Here is an 18,039-nt window from a genome sequence, read left to right as displayed (position 1 = left end):
ATAAAAGGAACGTAACACCTATCTGAAGTAGTAGAAAAAGTACAAGTGAAATTAATGTAGAAATAAAAAAACACTAAAGTAATGTTATATGTTATTACCAATTATTGAAAATTAAAGACTTGCATGATGGAAACATTGTGGGAACTGGTTCTGATTATTTGGTAATTCAAAAAGAAAAAAAACGCTATTTAATAGAAATTCTTCCTGATAGTCTGAAGGAATTAAAAAACGCCTCCACACCCTATGGCTCTCAAATTGATTGACTCCCTGTATATCTACTTTTTGAATAACGATTAAATCAAATAAGATGTCATCAAAGGTGTTTTATGCCGACTAGAGCGACTCAGATTGCCACTACTACCACTGCTGCTTCGCAATTAAATAGCGATAAAGGAGAAGGATCAAGGAAAAATAGCAGCAGCAGTCCTCCAACAAGTAAATCGGATAGATACAAGATTATTTATAATAAGAAGGCAGAATCCGAATTTTTTGTTGATAATTCCGCTTTGGCCGGTTTTACTGGAGAACGTATATTATATATGGCCATCAGGGAACTAATCGAAAATTCATTGGATTCCTGCGAAAGTTTTTCGATTTTACCATCAATTAGGATCTCGCTTAAACTATACGATCCTGATAATGATCTATGGATACTTTCATGTGAAGATAACGGCACTGGAATAAATTCAGAGAAGTTGCCTGTTGCCGTTTGTTCTTTTTTGACTTCGGCAAAGTATATGGAAAAACAGCAGCGCGGACTATTTGGAGTGGGTCTAAAAATGGTTGCAGCTTTTTCCACCAAAGATACTGATTTTCCCATAAAGGTGTGGAACAAATCTGTTGACGAGACCGACGAATATTATTTTGAACTGAGAACTGATATTGGTACCAACAAACCGATAGTGCTGATCAAAAAATTACTAAAAGGACAAGATCCGCAGATAAATAGTCCGTCTGGATTTAAAATTCAGGTTATACTTAGAGCAAAATTAGTTCCTATAACAAAGAACAAAATTTATGAATATGTTTCTGAAACAAGTATTGTGAATCCATATGCTTCTTTGACTTTTGAAACAGATGATGGTGTATTTGAATTTAACAGAAGAACCACTATAATGCCCCAACCTGCCCAAGAAATTCTGCCCCATCCTTCCGATATGGACTTAAAAACCCTTAAAAAGGCAATTTCCAAATTTCACGATCAAAAACTGACCCTGCCAAAAATTCTTAGTTCTTCTTTTCAAAAACTTTCCTATGAAAAGGCAAAAGATATTGTAGCCAGCACTGGATTGTCGATAAAAACTTCTATTAGCGATTTTAGTGAACACGACCTGATAAAGATAGTAAATATTTGTAAAAAGACAAAGTTTCAAAATCCCAACACAGACCACTTGAGTCCAATAGGAAAGGATGTTTTGACTATAGGAATGATGTCCGAATACACGATTGTTTCTAGTAAGACTAACGATGTATTGCCACCTGAAAAAATGTCTTCCTCATCCTCCTTTTCCTCTTCAGCCTACTACAATACGAATCCGAAGAAATTTGATTCAAGAGGTGATAACGTTGGTAATAATCAGGTTGTTTCTCCAAACATGATTGACCAAAATAATAATAATAGTACCAATACCGATGCTATGCCTGCAAAAATTACTTCTCTAACTTCTCATCCTTCAAACATTAATTCTACTAATTCTGGAATGTCTAATAGCAATATAGCAAATCCAGTCTCTGAATTACTAACCAGCGATCTGGAAGAAAGTAAGAAACCATATTCAATCAAAAACAGCAACAGCGGCAGCAGTTCAAAATCAAATTTTTCAGTAAAAGTTCTAAAGCCTGTCTTGACTGCATATACATCAAGAACGTGCGTTATAAACAATAGGCCCACCATAGTCGAAACAGGTCTGGCTTATGGTGGTGATATTCCTTCGTTTAAAATGTATCGGTTTGCTAACAAAATACCTTTACTATATGATGAAGGATCTGATGTCGCAAGAGAGGTAATTTCTGAAGTAGAAATCAATAAGATGGGAATAACCAAAAAACAAGCCAAAGAGCAGTTTTCAACTAATAAAGAATCGAAAAAAGACAGGGTAATCGAAGTATTACCATTACACATTTTCTTTCACATTTGCTCTACAAAGATTCCATACAAAACAGCTGGGAAGGAAAGTATTGCGTCGGAAGGTGAATTGAAGTATTATATGAAATCTTGTCTTTCGGAATTATATAGAAAGTTAAGTACTCAAATAAGAAAAGAGCTTAAACAGAAAGAAGCTGAAAATAAGCTCAGATTATACAAACATTACCTACCCTTTATTGTTGAATCAATTAACGAGGCTTTGGGGATAAAAAGTCCCAAATTAAATGAATCTTTTTCAAGATTGATTGAAAGTCATTTATCAAAAAAACCAACGGGGGGTGAAAACGATGATGAATTTCCTCAGACAGAATCATCTTCTTCTGGTTTCTTGTCATCCTCAGTTGATCATATAGGTCAGTCAGCATTACATTCAAACCCTTTGTCAGGGGCACTTTCCTCACCTTCTCACCATACATCCACTTCTCGCTCCAATTCCAAAGTTAATGCCACTTCCCCTACCACTTCCAAATCCGCTATGGCTAACAATACAACTAATTCCAATACGGATACTCGTTTTCGACATCCTAGCCATCCAACAAAACGTCCAGTTTCAAAGATAAAACCAAAGTTGTCTTTCAAAGACTCTACCAAAGAGGTGCAGTCCAATACTGCAGTAAAAAAATATGCTGTAAATTCCGAATTAAATAACCGTGGTTTAGCAACAAACAATTCGAAATCTATTGCTAGAAGACCACAAACAAACGGTGATATTAATAATTCTAGTAAGAGATCTAAAAATATTATTTCTTCTCTTTTACCAACAAAAACAAAAAAAGAATATGGAAAAGTTACTAAAACTAGTAAATCTATTGAAGAAATAAAACCAAATTTTAAAAAAAATAATGCAAAACAAACAGAAAAGGTTAGCAAAAATACTGAAAAAGAAATGGAACAAAAATATTATCCAAATAAACTCTTTAAAAATTTCAACAACCATGAAGTAAAAACCCCTATAACAAACAAGAACAACAAGTCAAATGCTATAATAGGTTCTAAAATAAAGCCTGTTACAAAAGCAAAAGATAAGATATCTAATAAGGTTCAAAAACACAAACCAGGATCATCCACCTTAAAAAATAAATTGAATAAAAAAGAGGATAACTCTTCTCAATCAACACAACTACAGTCGACCTTGGACTCGTATAGTAAAAGGGTAAATAAGGGTAAAAAGCTAAGGTGATCATCATTTGTCCACAGTAAAGAAGCAGGAGTTTATAACTACCGTAAAAAAGATCATGAAGAGGATATCTGACGATGTAATAAAACAGAATCAGATGCCTGTATTGGATTTACCAAAAATAGGTTATGATAATACCATTTGGTCGGATGAAAAACGGATGCTTACTACGGGTGACAAAAAGGTTGAAGTTAGCCCTGATAGTGTAAAAAAAATTCCCACTTTTGCACAATATTTGGTGATGGCAAATGCAATAAAAAAATTACTGGATGAAGATATGGAAAGTACGATAAGGGGAATGTATTATGCAACCCTTAGCAATGTTGGGGATGATAAAAACAAACAAAAGTTCTGGAACGGACAAGACGATTCAGATAATGCCATAAAGGCTGTCGAACTTTTGACGGGCATTCCTCGAGAGGAATTTTCGGTAACATCTAAACCCAAGGGTATGATCTCAGGTCCTATAAAACTACGGGTTGGAGGCGATATTATTGATTGTAATCTGGGTAGTAAAGCTACTTCTCAGTTGATCCCAACTAACATGGGGGATGTCCAGATTGAAGATGTAAAAGCAGATTTTGTAATGGTCGTGGAAAAAGATACTGTTTTAAATAACATAAGAAAATCCGGTTTTATTCAAAAGTATAATGCAATTTTATTGACTGGTTCGGGTGAACCAGACCGTGCTACTAGGATGATGGTTAAAACACTAAATGAAGAGTGGAATAAACCCGTAGTGGTGTTTGCTGATGCAGACCCATGGGGACTAGGCATAGCTTTGAGATATAAAATAGGAAGTGAATCTCTAAGCTATGATAGCGAAAGACTTGTAACTCCAGATGCCCAAGTTCTTGGAATGATGTTTTCTGATATTTATCAATTTAACATTCCGGAAGTAGCAAGATTGACAGCTAGTGATGAAGATATTAACAGGGCCAATGATATGAAGAAAAAACCTTGGATGCAAAACAAGCAGTGGCAAAAAGAACTAAACCTCTTTTTGAGCAAAAAGGAAAAATGTGAGCTAGATGCATTCTTTAAACACGGTTTCAAGTATCTTTCAGAAACATATTTGCCACAAAAACTTAGATTGGCTGGTGTAATCTGATAAAATCTGTACTTTGGTAACAAACTCCAATAACATTTTTTTTTGTGTATATATCTATGGAGGATGAAAACCAACCGGGCGGTATGGAAAATTTTTCATTACCTTTGGCGAACCTTTATGCTTAATTTATTTACCTTGTATCGAGTATCTTTTGTTGATTCTTTTATGGTTTTGTTATAGTTTGTGACCAAAAGATCAAAATGATTTTTTCTTCCAGTTGCATCACAGTTGATGTTTCTTTGGGATCTTACTTTGAGAATATGGTGGTCTTTGTATAAATCCTTTATATAATCTGAGTTGGAATTTGAAAGTAACACTCGAGCTCCAATGGTGTCAAGTCTATCAAATTCATGGGCCAACTCTGTGTGCTGCTGAATTCCAAAACTTTCTTTCGTGTAGTCGGTAAAATTTGCTGTTCGAGAGACTGGGAAGTAGGGGGGGTCCAAATAGATAAAGTCATCTTTTTGACATTTGGCTATAGTATTTTTGTAAACATCACACCGAATTTCTACGTCTGCCAGATTTAGTAATCTGGAACATTCCATTAGTTTTTCTTTGTTACATATTTTGGGATTAAAATATCTTCCATGAGGAACATTAAAATTTCCTATTTTATTCACCCTGTACAGGCCATTATAGCAAGTTTTGTTTAAGAAAATGAATTTTCCTGCCAGCTCTATGTTGTTATACTTGTTATCTCCATCGTTACTGTGATTGTCTCTTATAAGATAGTAATACTTTTCTCTTTTTTCGTAATAGTTTTTCTGATGATTTTTAAGTATTTCAACTAATTCTTGTACATTGTCTCTTACTACTCTATAGGTGTTAATTAATTGAGGATTGGAATCGGACAAAATCGCTTTGAATTGTTTTCTAGTTTGAATTAGATGATAAAAGAAAGCACCGCTACCCAAAAAGGGCTCGTAATATTTATCGATATTGTCTGGACTGAGCTTATCTAACAGGGATACTAATCTTTTCTTCCCTCCTGCCCATTTCAAAAAAGATGTCGTATTTGTCTTGTACAATTGATGTAGTATTATATGCTAGATTAACATTAAGACATATGATTGTTTTCTATATAATCAGGTACAAGTAAAAATTCATAGAATAAGTTTGTTTTTTTTCTTTAAATTCTATTTCTCTTCTTTTTCTTCCTGCCAATTTGTGTAAATATAGTTGGTAGGGAAGTAGCAACTATAAGACTAGTCTTTACCCATAGTCAAATAGGAGTAAGATTCTTTGACCTTGTTAGTCGTATCTAAAATGTATTGTTCCCTTATTGCCTTTCCATAAAATACAATGTCTCTAGATAGCATATGAATTCTTGAAAGGGTCTTGCTGTTTGTTAGATTACCTTCCTGATCAAAATCTTCAGAACTTGTGGAAATTCCATAAGGCATGCTCCATCCATAACACTGTCTCACTGCTGTTCTCATCTGTTCCATTACAGTTAGCCCTTTTTCATGGGATGCACAGATGTATCCGAAAGTTTTTCCAGAAAACTCTTTCCAAAAAAAATCCAAAAAGTTCTTTATTACTCCTGACATTGAACCGTGGTAGTCTGGAGATGTCAAAATGATGGCATCTGACCATTTTACAAGAGTTTTAGCCAGTTGCAAGCTTTCTAATTCAGCTGTTTGTATTTTGCTCTGATCTTGATTTGGTTCATAAATGGGTAATTTATTTTTTCTAAGATCAAATAAATTTATTTCAGCATTATAATTTGAATTAGCTGTTTTTAAAGCAAGTTCTAGAGCTTTAAAACTATAGGAATTGCTTCTCATACTTCCTGCAATTCCTAATAATTTAATCGTCATCTAATTTTTTTTTATTTTATTCTTATTATTTGAATATTTACATTTATCTGTTTGAAAAAAGGATAAAAGAATGGTTAGGCATTGTAGTTTTCAGCACATTTAACTATTTCCTCTGTGGAGAGGTAATTTCCTTTATCATATCCTCTTTCAAAGCAGGTAGTTAACAATAACTTGCGCTCATCTTTTGAAACTGATTTTTCGTTGTAGATTTTGTTTCCATCCTTGTTGTCATTATCATTATCATCGTTGTCATTGTCCTTTGCATTCTTGTCATTGTCATTATTATCATTATCATCGTTGTCATTGTCCTTTGCATTCTTGTCATTGTCATTATTATCATTATCATCGTTGTCATTGTCCTTTGCATTCTTGTCATTGTCATTATTATCATTATCATCGTTGTCATTGTCCTTTGCATTCTTGTCATTGTCATTATTATCATTATCATCGTTGTCATTGTCCTTTGCATTCTTGTCATTGTCATTATTATCATTATCATCGTTGTCATTGTCCTTTGCATTCTTGTCATTGTCCTGTTGAGGAACTGCAAATGATGTGGACTGCACTGGCGCAAAGCTACTTGAAACACTGTTGGTGCCTGAACCCTTATTACCATTCACTACTTTTACCACACCTACCTCGTCACTTTGGGCAGATGTTCCTGTTTGAGGTCCGTCAGTAGCTTGGAGGCCTTGTCCTGTTGCCTGCTGAGGTTGATATTGTCTTTGATACTGGGGTTGTCCTTGAATTTGGTTTTGGTCCACAGGTGGCTGAGATTGCTGTTGTTGTGGTGTGCTGCTTGGACTATTGCAGTTTTGAGCTGAAGAGGATGCATATATATAGGTCTGCATAAAGTTAACTACGCAATCTGCATTTTGCATAGCTGAATCTTTGTTAGGGTCATTAGGTGAAGTATATATATCGAAATTATTGTTGTAGTTTACTAGGTCACCTTCTGCTGCATTTGCTAGTTTTATTGATGATACATTAACTGAACTTAAGATTAGTAACAAAAATATGGCAGACACTATGCCGGAAGTTACTTTATTGAAATACATGCTATGATTTTTTAGTGGATATTCTTTATGAGGATTGTTTTTAATAATTATGTACTTGTTTTTTTCTCAAAACTATAATCTAATTCTAGTAGAAGATTAATTGTTAGTGGTTTTTTTAAAATATTCATCTGTTTTATTTTTTTTGACGGGTATGAAGACTGGGTTTGTAAACAATAGTATCAGGTCAATAGTTCTTCGAAATTGTGCTGTTTACTGAACACAAAATATTTTTTGATAGTTTCTTTCTAATGGTTTGTTGATATGAAATAAGATGCAGCATAAATAATTTGCAATAAATTCGAGAATAGATATATAAAGTAATTTTGTCTTGTCCATCTAATTATTTAATCGGATGAGTTATAATCTGGCTAAATTATAAAAAACAAAAGAAATAGATAATTAACTTGGCACATTCTTATTCTTTTGTTTTAAGAGATGAATGCTGAACTGCTTAGAAATGAGTATTTTGAAAAACTAGACATGCTGTTTGAAAAAAACCTTTTAAATAAAAAGGCATTGGATCATCTTCAAAGGAGAGGTCTTAAAGTTATTGATACTCTGACCGACCTTGGTTGTCCAAATCTTGCCAAAGTACTTCCTCATGTGGTTATTGGGGCTTCTGACTCATTTGTTGACAGGATGTGTGTTCCCTATCAGGCGACGAGCTTTATTGCAGCAGAGGCATTTGCACCGAACAGTGGTGTGTATGCTTTTAAACTTTTGGGCGTAAAAGGTGGTGGAGTTACTATTCTAACAGGTGGTAGCAGAAAACTCGGTGACAACGTATTTGCTTCGTTGCATCGAATGATCTTAGGAAATAATGCCATTATTGTTACCGTGAACAACATGATGGAAAACCATGGTCAAATTTGGTCTTGGGATTTTTTTGGAAATCATTTAAAGCCTGATTATCCTATAATTTACGATGAACTCCTTAGTCTTTCTAAAAGGCTGGTAAAAGGTGATAATTTTTATTTTGTAATTTCTATTCGCTCCCTCGAAAGTGTATCAAGGTCTGGATTTTTGGATTTTTATAAAAGAAATGAAATTGCAATGCTTGATCCAAAGAACAGACAAAAGGTGATTATTATGACAACTCGCTCTATTTACGAATATCTTTCATCCGTAGTAAAAGAATCGGAACTCATAAGTTATTTGAAGACCGGTGATGATGACTTTGATGTGTACGAAGGTCTTCGGATGCTTCGCAGAAATTATGAAATAAAATACCTATTAAATGATGGGGGAAGAAAAATGTCTGAATCTATGAGGGATGCGGGGTTGTTAGCAGAAGAACGAATCACTTTGGAACCTTTTAACCCTGCAACCCTTGGCTATCCCATAGATAATAGCTGTATTCTTGGTAAGAGTGGTCTAGGGCTTGATAAATCAGAACTTGAAAAAGCATTACTATTGAATTCTACAAAGATAGAGGCTGATGAGTATGCAAATGTGTATGTTTACCCTTTAGATGAATCCAAGATTTTTTACTCTTAATATCCTTTCTTTATTAGTAGATTATATATATTGTGCTTGATTCCTTGTCGTTGGACTTAATTTCACTAGATGAACCACACTGACCCCGCAATGAAATTGAAGAGAATTTTTTTTCTATTTTTTTCTACTTCTAAGCCTCGATTCCATCCTTTCTTGGCCTTCCTTAAACCTTTTTTCCTCTTCCTCTCCATTTAGCATTAGCTTGGGAACCTCTGTGGGTTTTCCCTTTTCATCTAGTGCAACGAGGGTTACATATGCTGTACCTGTATGGACCTTTTGTGATTTGTTTAGGTCCTCAGCTTCAATTTTAACCTCTACCTCCATTGAGCTTCTTCTGACGTAGTTTATTCTGGCTTTCAGAATTAATGCATTTCCAATATAGACAGGTTTTAAAAATGTCATGCTGTCAATGCTTGCAGTTACGATATTCGCATGCCCTGCATGTCTTTTTGCTACTAGCCCTGCCAAAAGGTCTACGTATTTTAAAATCATACCTCCGAATACATTTCCAAGGGGGTTGGCATCTGAAGGTAGCATTACTATTGTTGTTTCAGCCTCTGATTCTTGAACTGTCTTTCTTGGGAAGTTTTGATCAATTTCGTCAGTCAATATTAAAAATATATGACAAGCGAGTATTAATTCTTAAATATCAAATAATTGGTACTGGTACAAGACCACAAGTATTTTCTTGAATTTATATTAAACTTTATTCAATATTCTTTATGTTTGTGTCTAACTCGGTTGGACTCGCTGGATTATTTTCATTTCTAAATTTTGTCAGTTTCGATAAATTTAGTTATTGTGGAAGGAAATCTTCTGTCTTTCATAATTTTTCTGTTATTCATATCTCGTTTCTTTTTTTATTTCTTTTATTTTCTTTTTACTTTTTATTCTTTGATGACTACCTCCATCATCACCACAACCACATATATGAACTGCATAAAGCCTATGGACATTTTTTTGGACCAACTGATACTACTCTGAATGGTGCTCAAAACCAATCTGCAGGAAATTACGTTGTGGAACTATTGCTAAATCCATCCAAACCAATGATGGGCAAAGAAACATCCTTTTTAATGCAAGTAAAATCTACTGCAGGAGATGTACTCATAGAATTACCTGTCTCTTTTTACATACTCAAAGATGGAAAGCCTGTATATTCAAATGCAAATAACTATACAATAGTTAGCCAAGGACACTATGATTTTAACTATACATTTAATGAACCTGGAAAATACATCCTTTTTGTAGATATAAAAGATATTTTTTATACTATGGATACCTTGAGCGTTAATTTTGAGATTGATGTTCAGGCTCCTATACTGGATAGGATTAACGGGTTGATAATCACTTTTGTTACAACCTATTACTATATTTACATCCCTGTTCTAGCACTAATTGCTATTTCTTATACTATTAGACTGAAAAGACATGGAGGTGTTAAAAAAACACCCTAGATTCGATGATTGTACTGAAAATGACATAAATACTAGTGATTTTTAATATAGATTGATGATGAAAAAATCGACTAGTACAAAAGTATCACTTTTTCTAGTTTTTGTACTTACAACCGCAATTGTTTCAGTTAATGGCAACGTATATGCACAAAATGAAACACTCTCTGACGCACTAAATGTGACAGACGTACCACTTGATAATTCAACAAATGTAACTCAAACAGCACCTCCAGAGGAGGAATTATTACCCACAACAAATGTCAATTCTACAACTTTTGATACAACTGGAAATGAAAATGCCACAAGCGCTGAGGGTGTGGTAACAACCGACAACGCTACAAGTGCTGCACCAAGAGATGATCTTGCAGGAGAAACATCTGAAGAGTATACCGAAAATGCAACACACGACGATAGCACAGTTGCTAGGGATTCACAAACTATATTGTTAGAGGGTCAAAGCTTACCTGAGGGAAGTTTTATTCACTTGTATGATACAACTCCATATAAGATAAACAACGGCCACATTGCAGCAAAGCTTCCATGTGGTGGAGATAATTCTACTGCAGTAAATGTATTGATAGGTCAGGCACCAAACCTTGCACCAGCAGAACTTGAATTCATACCAGAGCTCTCTGCAGCCGGTGAATTGTGTCTTTATCATGTAGACTTGGAATCAAGTGAAACCAACCCATTAACTGATATAGCAATACAAAATAACTCTACAGATGATATCGACTTTCCAGCAACATCTACAGTAGTAATTGGAATAAATGAGATCTCCCCATTAGGCGAGCACTCTCACGAAGAATAAAAACCAATTTTTTTCTTTTTTCTTTTAGTTTCTTAGAAAATAATGTACCAGTCACATTTTCAATTATTTAGATAACTGTAATTGTGACTTGATATGGATCCTTTTTATTAGCAGTAGCAATAATAAAATAATAATAACAGAAGTAGTAGTTAGAAATAGTGTTATAATACTTGTTATTTGTTGAAATTTTTTTTTAATCCTGTTAGCAAATGTGTATCTATTTATTTTCCTACCTATTAATTGCTGATTTTTGCTCTAAAAAAATAAAATTAAATAAAATAAATCGTGTATTTTCTAATACAAGTGTTTTTGTTTGTTTGTTTGTTTTTGTGTGATTTTTCTAGTCAGAAGAGTCTCTTCTGCTATAGTTATTTCTTCTACCTAGTGGTCGGGTGATCCCGCTTAATCTTCTTGATTGGTATTTGTTGCTATCAAAGTTGTTTCTTGCTGTTTGTTCTGCTGGGATCTTACTGCGACCATAACTTCGTCTTCTGCTGCCATCACCATCACCGCGACCGTAGCCGCCTCCACCGTAGCCGCCTCCACCGTAGCCGCCTCCACCGTAATTACTTCTTCCACGGCTGTAATTAGATCTGAAACGGTTTGGTCTGGGAGGACTATTCAAATTAAAGTCTACTTCGATCCCGTATTCCGTATTTAGATTCTTTAGTGAATTCTTTGCTATATTTTGGATTTTTCTCAGGGTAAACATGTCGTGTTGGGAGACAAAAGATAGTGCAGTGCCGTTTGCTCCTGCTCTAGCAGTCCTTCCTATTCTGTGGAAATAGGTCTCAACATCATCTGGGATATCATAGTTGATGATATGGCTTACTGAAGCAATATCTAATCCTCTTGAGGCAACGTCTGTTGCAATAAGGATGTTGAATCTTTTGCTTCTGAATCTAGATAATGTGCTTTCTCTTTGTCTTTGATTTAGGTCACCATGAATGCTTTCTACGAAAAAGTCATCATCTCGGAGCTTGTAAGTCAAGTCCCTAGCTCTTTGTTTTGTAGCAGTAAACACTATTATATGACTGTCTTTTTCGGATGAGATGGGTTTTAATGTGTTTACCAATTGTTTGAATTTGTCTTTTTCGTTTAAAAGTAAATACGACTGATTTATGTTTTCTTGAGATATTGTCTTTTCGATGCTTATTTGTTTTGGATGAGTCATTTGCTCTTTTGCAAGCTGGACAATGGAATCGGGCATAGTTGCAGAGAAAAGGCAGATCTGTTTTTTGTTGTCCATATAAGAAAGGATTTCTTTGATGTCATCAATGAAACCCATATCTAACATTCTATCTGCTTCATCAAGAACGAGAAAATTAATTTTACTTAAGTTTATAGTTCTTTGATTCATGTGGTCTAAAAGTCTGCCTGGAGTTGCAACTACTATATTTACACCTCTATTGAGTATTTTCTTTTGCATTTGGATGTTTTGTCCGCCGTAGATTGCAACGGACTTTAGACTGCTATACTTTACAAGTTGATTTATTGTATTTGTAATTTGTACAGCTAGTTCTCTTGTTGGAACCAAAATGAGTGCCTGTAAAAAATTTTTAGGATTTAACTTACTCAACATAGGTAGGACGAATGCGGCTGTTTTACCAGTTCCTGTATTCGATCTACCAATAACGTCTTCTCCTTTTAAGATAAGTGGAATTATTGATTCTTGAATAGGAAATGGTTGTTCGATCCCTGTTTCTTTCAATGCTTTGACAATAGATGTTTCAATACCGAGTTCTTCAAAACTAACCAATTAATATATTCAGCTCAGTTTAACTAAATGTGGTTATACCTTATAAATAGCAATGCATCACAAACATGATTATAGTTTATAAAGAAAGCGAATTTTAGGTTATCAAACAATTAGACAACTATTGTAGATGTTTTCTAAAGCTAGTTATATTTCAATCATATTTTTTTGCTAAAACTCTAAAAATCTATGATAAATAGATGTGTTGTTTTGTTTGCCTCGTTTAAAATAGCGCCCATTCAGATCGGTGCGTGCGGTCATTAGAGGTAGAATACCGAGTTACTATCGTTATATAAAAACCATTAACAACTTCTGTATAACACTATACTTTTTTATTATTGGCTTGAATTTACAACGATATATTTTTTAAAAGATCAGAATAGTTTTTATACGACCTACAAAAACCCTATTTGCGATTTAAAAAAAACTATATTAGCGAATAATGAAAATGTTTTTTTATATGATCAGAATAGATTTTTATACGATTTAAAAAACCACTTACGAATATTTTATAATGACGTCTGTAGTTAAATGTGCTATATCTACTTGTATTAGTTTTTGATGCTATTATTGAAAAAGGGTTTAAACAACATGATATAGTCTTTTTCTTAGGGAAAGAATTTATTCATTAAAAAATCAAATTAATTGGTAGATTTGAATAGTATTAATTTTGTCATACTGGGAGACACTTCTATTGCCAGTGAATTGGGCAAGAAGGGAACTTCCAGTGATATTACAATTCATGATAAGAAAACCAATGAAAATATAATTTCATACTGTTTTGCAAATACTTATCCAGAAAAACTTCAGCCTTTGTTGCAATCTGTAGCAATGGCCGATTATGCTATAATAAACATTTCAAAATTAGATTCTTTTTTGGGTGAACAAATCGTAGCAGCAGAGACCTTGGGTATAAAAAATGGTTTTATTTTGCATAGCTATGAAGTTGATCCTGAAAAAATCAAAAATATCATAAAGAATACGGGGCTTTCATCCTTTGTTATTTTAGACAGTTTAGAAGAACTCAAAGCCAAGGTCTCTGAAATGAAACCAAATGAGGGTGATGCCGAAAAGTCAAATGATGAGCAGTCAAAAAACACCTGTGTTGTAGTAGACCATGCATTTGATGTAAAAGGTGTTGGCACCGTCATTTTAGGTACGGTAAAACAAGGTGAAATTAAAACATATGATGAACTCGTGCTTAGTCCAGACAATAAACCTATACTTGTAAAATCAATTCAAATGCACGATGACCCTGTTACTATTTCAAAAAGACCTTCCAGGGTGGGTCTAGCCATCAAGGCTGTATCAGCAAAAGATGTTTCGAGGGGTGATGTTATTACTAGTCCGGGACTTGCCAAAATAGCAAATACTGATTTTCAAATAAAGTTTATCAAAAACAAGTATTTCAAAGAAGAGATTTCTGAGACACAAAATTACATGATTAGTGTAGGACTGCAAATTCGAACGGTAAAAGTAAAACAACTACCAGAATCTACTTTACAAATATCTTTTGAAAAACCTGTTGCCTATCTTAAAAATGAAATGTGCATTTTGTTTAGACCAGATTCTAAAGGCATGAGAATTATGGGTTATGGACTTTTAGAATAATGATTTCATAAACAATGAGTATTTGGTTAGGCTTTAATAAGCCGTCTGCCTACTGATAACCATCCCCTCTTATGTCTCTTAGAAGCTTCTTTCCCCTAGATAATATTCGGCCAAAACAGGAAAAAATACTTGGCGAACTTGATCAGGCTCTTAAATCTAAATATAAATTCATATTTTTGGAAGCCCCAACTGGATTTGGAAAAAGCGCCGTAGCCGTGACTTTGGCTCGCTTTTTAGGTAGTTCACATATTTGCACATCTACCAAGGATCTTCAAACTCAGTACAACCGCGATTTTCCTTATCTGTCTGAGGTAAAAGGACGAAACAACTTTCCTTGCATTATCAAGGAGGATATGGGAGTGGTTGAAAGTTGTGATTATGGACCATGTTTAAAGGATGACGATTTTGATTGCCTTTATAAAACCAAGATGAGTGATTATGAGGTTACTGCAGAAGGAACAATTTATGAAAATATAGATATTAACAAATTTGCACTAAAAAAATATTATGACAAGGCAAAAGAACATTCTCAGTTAATTAGAATAGAGTGGAAACCATGCTTGTACTACCATCAGAAATGGATGTCACTTAAATCAAGCCATACTATTTATAATTACAAATATTTTTTGTCTGACCTTTATTATTCGGCGGGAATGAACAAGAGAAAGTTGCTGATTTTAGATGAGGCACACACTTTGGAATCAGAACTTTCCTCTTTTAAAAACGTCTTATTTAGTAAGGAGGCGTTAGCAAGATTCTTTCCAAAGATAAGTTTACCTGAAAGCAAACACACAGATGTTGAAACGTGGATAGAATTTTGTAGTTCATTAAAGGAGAGGTTTTCACGATACGTGGATAAAGCTGCCAACATTTTGGGGTCAGGGGGAAGCAGCGGTGATTACAGTAGTGAAGGTACCAGAAATGGAAGTCAGGATATGCACATAAGTGAAAAAAATCTCATAGATGCCATAGCTTTTGAAAAAAACTTATCTTCGTATTTGAACGATATGAAGTCACATAAAGAAAACTGGCTTGTTACTCACGTTACCAAAAATGAAATTGATAACAGTATTACCAGGATAAAGTTAGAACCCCTGATAGTATCCAGCTACTTTAATGATATTTTTGAAAAAGGTGAAACATCTTTGCTGATGAGTGCTACCATCCTTAGTAAGGAGAATCTATGCAAAGCTGTGGGGTTAAAAAACGATGACGTCAAATTCATAAAAGTTGAAAGTTCTGATTTTCCTGTAAAAAACAGACCTATTTACTTGATGAACGTTGCATGGTTAAATGCAAGAACTATGAATGAATCCTTGCCCAATATAGTAAAGGTGCTTGATAACTTGCTTTCGGTTCATAAAAATGACAAAGGTATTATCCATACAACTTCTTATTCACAGGTTCAGTTTATTAAAAATAATCTGTCAAAGACAAATCTTGCTAGGCTTATTGAGACCAATCCAAAATTTGATAGAAATGAAATGATTCAAAAACATGTGCAAAGTGCTAAACCTACTGTGCTTATCTCTCCTTCCATGTTTTTGGGAGTCGACCTTAAGGATGATTTATCTAGGTTTCAAATAATAGTAAAAGTCCCATATCCTGATTTGACCGACAAGAAAGTATCTGTTATGAAACAGCGAAATCCAAAGTGGTACGAATGGAATACTATTTTGAGGCTTATACAAGCATATGGAAGAAGCGTTAGAAATTCTGAAGATTATGCTAATACTTACATTTTAGACAGTAGTGTATCTTTTCTGTTAAGAAACGGCAAGGACATGATTCCAAAATGGTTCTCAGAGGCAATTATAACGCGTTGATGAAACTCTGGTATTAGGTTTGACTTGTATTTTATTGTATTTTATTTTGTTTTGTAAAGATTTATGATATATTCTAAGGTTTTTTTAAAAAGTGATAAAGAATGCTTTTCTAAACCCGAGATTAGATTTGGTAATTATTTCTTTCAGTGGGATGAAGGCACAAAGTTTGGATTGTCTCATGATGAAATAAACTCTTTTAGAAACTTTATAAAGAAAGTAATCCCTTGTTTGGAACAGTATATGGTATTATTGCAGGACGCTTCTAGATCCTCACATGGTAAATCTTATCATGAGAGAAAAAAGATATTTTTAGAAGATAAATATAATAGCGTAATTTCCTTTTTACTTTTTGTTGATGTTGATGGTAAAACAACTTTTTATAGGCAAGAAAAATGCGGATTGATTGATGATCAAGAATTTAATGTAGATGGCGATGATCCACAGCACACCGCGTTAAAGCAATTGACAACAGACGTCAGTCACCTTCATAGACAAAGTAAATGTCGTTACTTGGAATTAAAGTGGATACTAGGAGAATTATTGTTTGATAGAACAGAAAAATCCAAATGAAATTTGATTTATTTTTTTTGTTACAAGTACTATTTATTTTTAAAATCTAAAATCAAAAAAGAAAAAAAAGATTTATTGTTGTCCTGCGGCGATGTTACCGTCTTGGAATTGGAACAATAAACCTAAGTTGTTACATCCAGCAATTGTGAAGTCGCCAGATACACATTGTGCATTCTGCTCATTTGCTTGTCCTTGTTCAATTTCTTGTTCTGCATCGTTTGATTTTTTGTGGTGACTTCCACCTGCATATGCCATGTTATCAAAAGCTACTACTGAACCTATGAGGGCTGCTGCAATGAACATTGCAAATAGTCCAACTTTGTGGGTTTTTGTTATACTACTCATTGTAATTGAATTGTATAATTGAAATTAATTATATCATAGTTTGGATACTCGTTACTGCTTTATTTATTTGAAATAGTTTTCTATTATTTTTTTAGTAAAATTGAATTTGGTCAAAATGCTTTTTGTTCTTGGCATTACCTGTTATCTTATTATAACGATGTTTGTTACTTTAAAAAATACTTTTGTAGTTATGCCTGTTTATATTAATTGAATTATTAATTATTGGATTTATTGTTTTTTATGATTATGAGTGAAGGAAGTTGTACTCATATAATGACTTTAAAGTAGAAAATAGATGATTAGGTATAATTTGTTTAAATTCTAAAATCAAAAAAGAAAAAAAAGATTTATTGTTGTCCTGCGGCGATGTTACCGTCGTTATCTTGGAAGAATAACCCTACATTGTTACAGTTTATGAGTGATACTGTACCGGTGACACATTGTCCAGATTGTTCGCTTGCTTGTCCTTGTTCAATTTCTTGTTCTGCATCGTTTGATTTTTTGTGGTGACTTCCACCTGCATATGCCATGTTATCAAAAGCTACTACTGAACCTATGAGGGCTGCTGCAATGAACATTGCAAATAGTCCAACTTTGTGGGTTTTTGTTATACTACTCATTGTAATTGAATTGTATAATTGAAATTAATTATATCATAGTTTGGATACTCGTTACTGATTTATTTGGATAGTATGAAGTTGTAAAAACATTTGTACGAATATTATTTTAATTTTATTTTCTAAAATGCTTATATTTGATTATGAGGATCCCGGATAGGATCGTGCTTCTGTGATGGCTTATTTTTTGGCCACCCTAAATTTGATGTGTATAATCTTAATGTATAAAATTAAATT

Annotated in this window: 16 protein-coding genes; 9 read left to right on the top strand and 7 right to left on the bottom strand. The window is 33.8% G+C overall.

Annotated features, from left to right (window positions below):
* Nucleotides 1-104 precede the first annotated feature (104 nt).
* The 3 genes from F1Z66_RS15115 to F1Z66_RS00280 all read left to right on the top strand — a co-directional run bounded on the left by F1Z66_RS15115 (nucleotide 105) and on the right by F1Z66_RS00280 (nucleotide 4,434).
* Complete coding sequence (locus F1Z66_RS15115; RefSeq protein ID WP_154670456.1) at nucleotides 105-263, top strand: hypothetical protein; 159 nt, start codon at nucleotides 105-107, stop codon at nucleotides 261-263.
* A gap of 63 nt (nucleotides 264-326) precedes the next feature.
* Complete coding sequence (locus tag F1Z66_RS00285) at nucleotides 327-3,326, top strand: DNA topoisomerase VI subunit B (RefSeq protein ID WP_149861607.1); 3,000 nt, start codon at nucleotides 327-329, stop codon at nucleotides 3,324-3,326.
* 7 nt (nucleotides 3,327-3,333) lie between these two features.
* On the top strand, nucleotides 3,334-4,434 hold the full coding sequence (locus F1Z66_RS00280; protein ID WP_149861606.1) for a DNA topoisomerase IV subunit A: 1,101 nt from the start codon (nucleotides 3,334-3,336) through the stop codon (nucleotides 4,432-4,434).
* Nucleotides 4,435-4,532: 98 nt separating this feature from the next.
* On the opposite strand, the gene F1Z66_RS00275 is transcribed toward F1Z66_RS00280, so the two are convergent.
* The 3 genes from F1Z66_RS00275 to F1Z66_RS00265 all read right to left on the bottom strand — a co-directional run bounded on the left by F1Z66_RS00275 (nucleotide 4,533) and on the right by F1Z66_RS00265 (nucleotide 7,312).
* A complete protein-coding gene (locus F1Z66_RS00275) occupies nucleotides 4,533-5,462 on the bottom strand; it encodes a DNA adenine methylase (protein WP_159357304.1) in 930 nt (309 codons plus the stop codon).
* A gap of 177 nt (nucleotides 5,463-5,639) precedes the next feature.
* A complete protein-coding gene (locus tag F1Z66_RS00270; RefSeq protein ID WP_149861604.1) occupies nucleotides 5,640-6,254 on the bottom strand; it encodes an NADPH-dependent FMN reductase in 615 nt (204 codons plus the stop codon).
* Nucleotides 6,255-6,328: 74 nt separating this feature from the next.
* Nucleotides 6,329-7,312 carry a hypothetical protein gene (locus tag F1Z66_RS00265; RefSeq protein WP_195907432.1) on the bottom strand — a complete coding sequence of 328 codons (984 nt, stop codon included), beginning with the start codon at nucleotides 7,310-7,312 and terminating at the stop codon, nucleotides 6,329-6,331.
* 435 nt (nucleotides 7,313-7,747) lie between these two features.
* Between F1Z66_RS00265 and F1Z66_RS00260 the strand changes: the two genes are divergently transcribed.
* Nucleotides 7,748-8,809: a hypothetical protein gene (locus F1Z66_RS00260; RefSeq protein WP_149861602.1), complete on the top strand. Its 1,062-nt coding sequence runs from the start codon at nucleotides 7,748-7,750 to the stop codon at nucleotides 8,807-8,809.
* A 114-nt stretch (nucleotides 8,810-8,923) separates the two neighbouring features.
* Here the strand turns inward: F1Z66_RS00260 and F1Z66_RS00255 are convergent, their stop codons facing one another.
* A complete protein-coding gene (locus F1Z66_RS00255) occupies nucleotides 8,924-9,346 on the bottom strand; it encodes an acyl-CoA thioesterase (RefSeq protein ID WP_149861725.1) in 423 nt (140 codons plus the stop codon).
* A 191-nt stretch (nucleotides 9,347-9,537) separates the two neighbouring features.
* On the opposite strand from F1Z66_RS00255, the gene F1Z66_RS00250 reads away from it, so the two are divergent.
* Both F1Z66_RS00250 and F1Z66_RS00245 read left to right on the top strand, forming a co-directional pair.
* Nucleotides 9,538-10,266 (top strand): hypothetical protein, encoded by a 729-nt coding sequence (locus tag F1Z66_RS00250; RefSeq protein WP_149861601.1) that lies wholly within the window; start codon nucleotides 9,538-9,540, stop codon nucleotides 10,264-10,266.
* A 55-nt stretch (nucleotides 10,267-10,321) separates the two neighbouring features.
* Complete coding sequence (locus F1Z66_RS00245; RefSeq protein ID WP_149861600.1) at nucleotides 10,322-11,077, top strand: hypothetical protein; 756 nt, start codon at nucleotides 10,322-10,324, stop codon at nucleotides 11,075-11,077.
* A gap of 340 nt (nucleotides 11,078-11,417) precedes the next feature.
* Here F1Z66_RS00245 and F1Z66_RS00240 read toward each other — a convergent pair whose 3' ends face one another.
* Entirely contained in the window at nucleotides 11,418-12,836 is a 1,419-nt protein-coding gene (locus F1Z66_RS00240) for a DEAD/DEAH box helicase (protein ID WP_149861599.1), read from the bottom strand.
* 651 nt (nucleotides 12,837-13,487) lie between these two features.
* On the opposite strand from F1Z66_RS00240, the gene F1Z66_RS00235 reads away from it, so the two are divergent.
* The 3 genes from F1Z66_RS00235 to F1Z66_RS00225 all read left to right on the top strand — a co-directional run bounded on the left by F1Z66_RS00235 (nucleotide 13,488) and on the right by F1Z66_RS00225 (nucleotide 16,840).
* Nucleotides 13,488-14,444, top strand: a complete 957-nt coding sequence (locus F1Z66_RS00235; RefSeq protein WP_149861598.1) for an EF-Tu/IF-2/RF-3 family GTPase — start codon at nucleotides 13,488-13,490, stop codon at nucleotides 14,442-14,444.
* Between the two features lie 71 nt (nucleotides 14,445-14,515).
* Entirely contained in the window at nucleotides 14,516-16,270 is a 1,755-nt protein-coding gene (locus tag F1Z66_RS00230; protein ID WP_149861597.1) for a helicase C-terminal domain-containing protein, read from the top strand.
* A 63-nt stretch (nucleotides 16,271-16,333) separates the two neighbouring features.
* A complete protein-coding gene (locus tag F1Z66_RS00225; RefSeq protein ID WP_149861596.1) occupies nucleotides 16,334-16,840 on the top strand; it encodes a hypothetical protein in 507 nt (168 codons plus the stop codon).
* A gap of 72 nt (nucleotides 16,841-16,912) precedes the next feature.
* Here F1Z66_RS00225 and F1Z66_RS00220 read toward each other — a convergent pair whose 3' ends face one another.
* Nucleotides 16,913-17,185, bottom strand: coding sequence for a hypothetical protein (locus tag F1Z66_RS00220; RefSeq protein WP_149861595.1), 273 nt, complete (start codon nucleotides 17,183-17,185; stop codon nucleotides 16,913-16,915).
* Between the two features lie 347 nt (nucleotides 17,186-17,532).
* Nucleotides 17,533-17,805 carry a hypothetical protein gene (locus F1Z66_RS00215; protein ID WP_149861594.1) on the bottom strand — a complete coding sequence of 91 codons (273 nt, stop codon included), beginning with the start codon at nucleotides 17,803-17,805 and terminating at the stop codon, nucleotides 17,533-17,535.
* Nucleotides 17,806-18,039: the final 234 nt, after the last annotated feature.

Origin of the sequence: Candidatus Nitrosocosmicus agrestis, from assembly GCF_008389435.1 — an archaeon.
Classification (GTDB): domain Archaea; phylum Thermoproteota; class Nitrososphaeria; order Nitrososphaerales; family Nitrososphaeraceae; genus Nitrosocosmicus; species Nitrosocosmicus agrestis.
The sequence above is the reverse complement of the archived record's forward strand: the minus strand, read 5'-3'. Positions and strand labels throughout refer to the sequence as shown.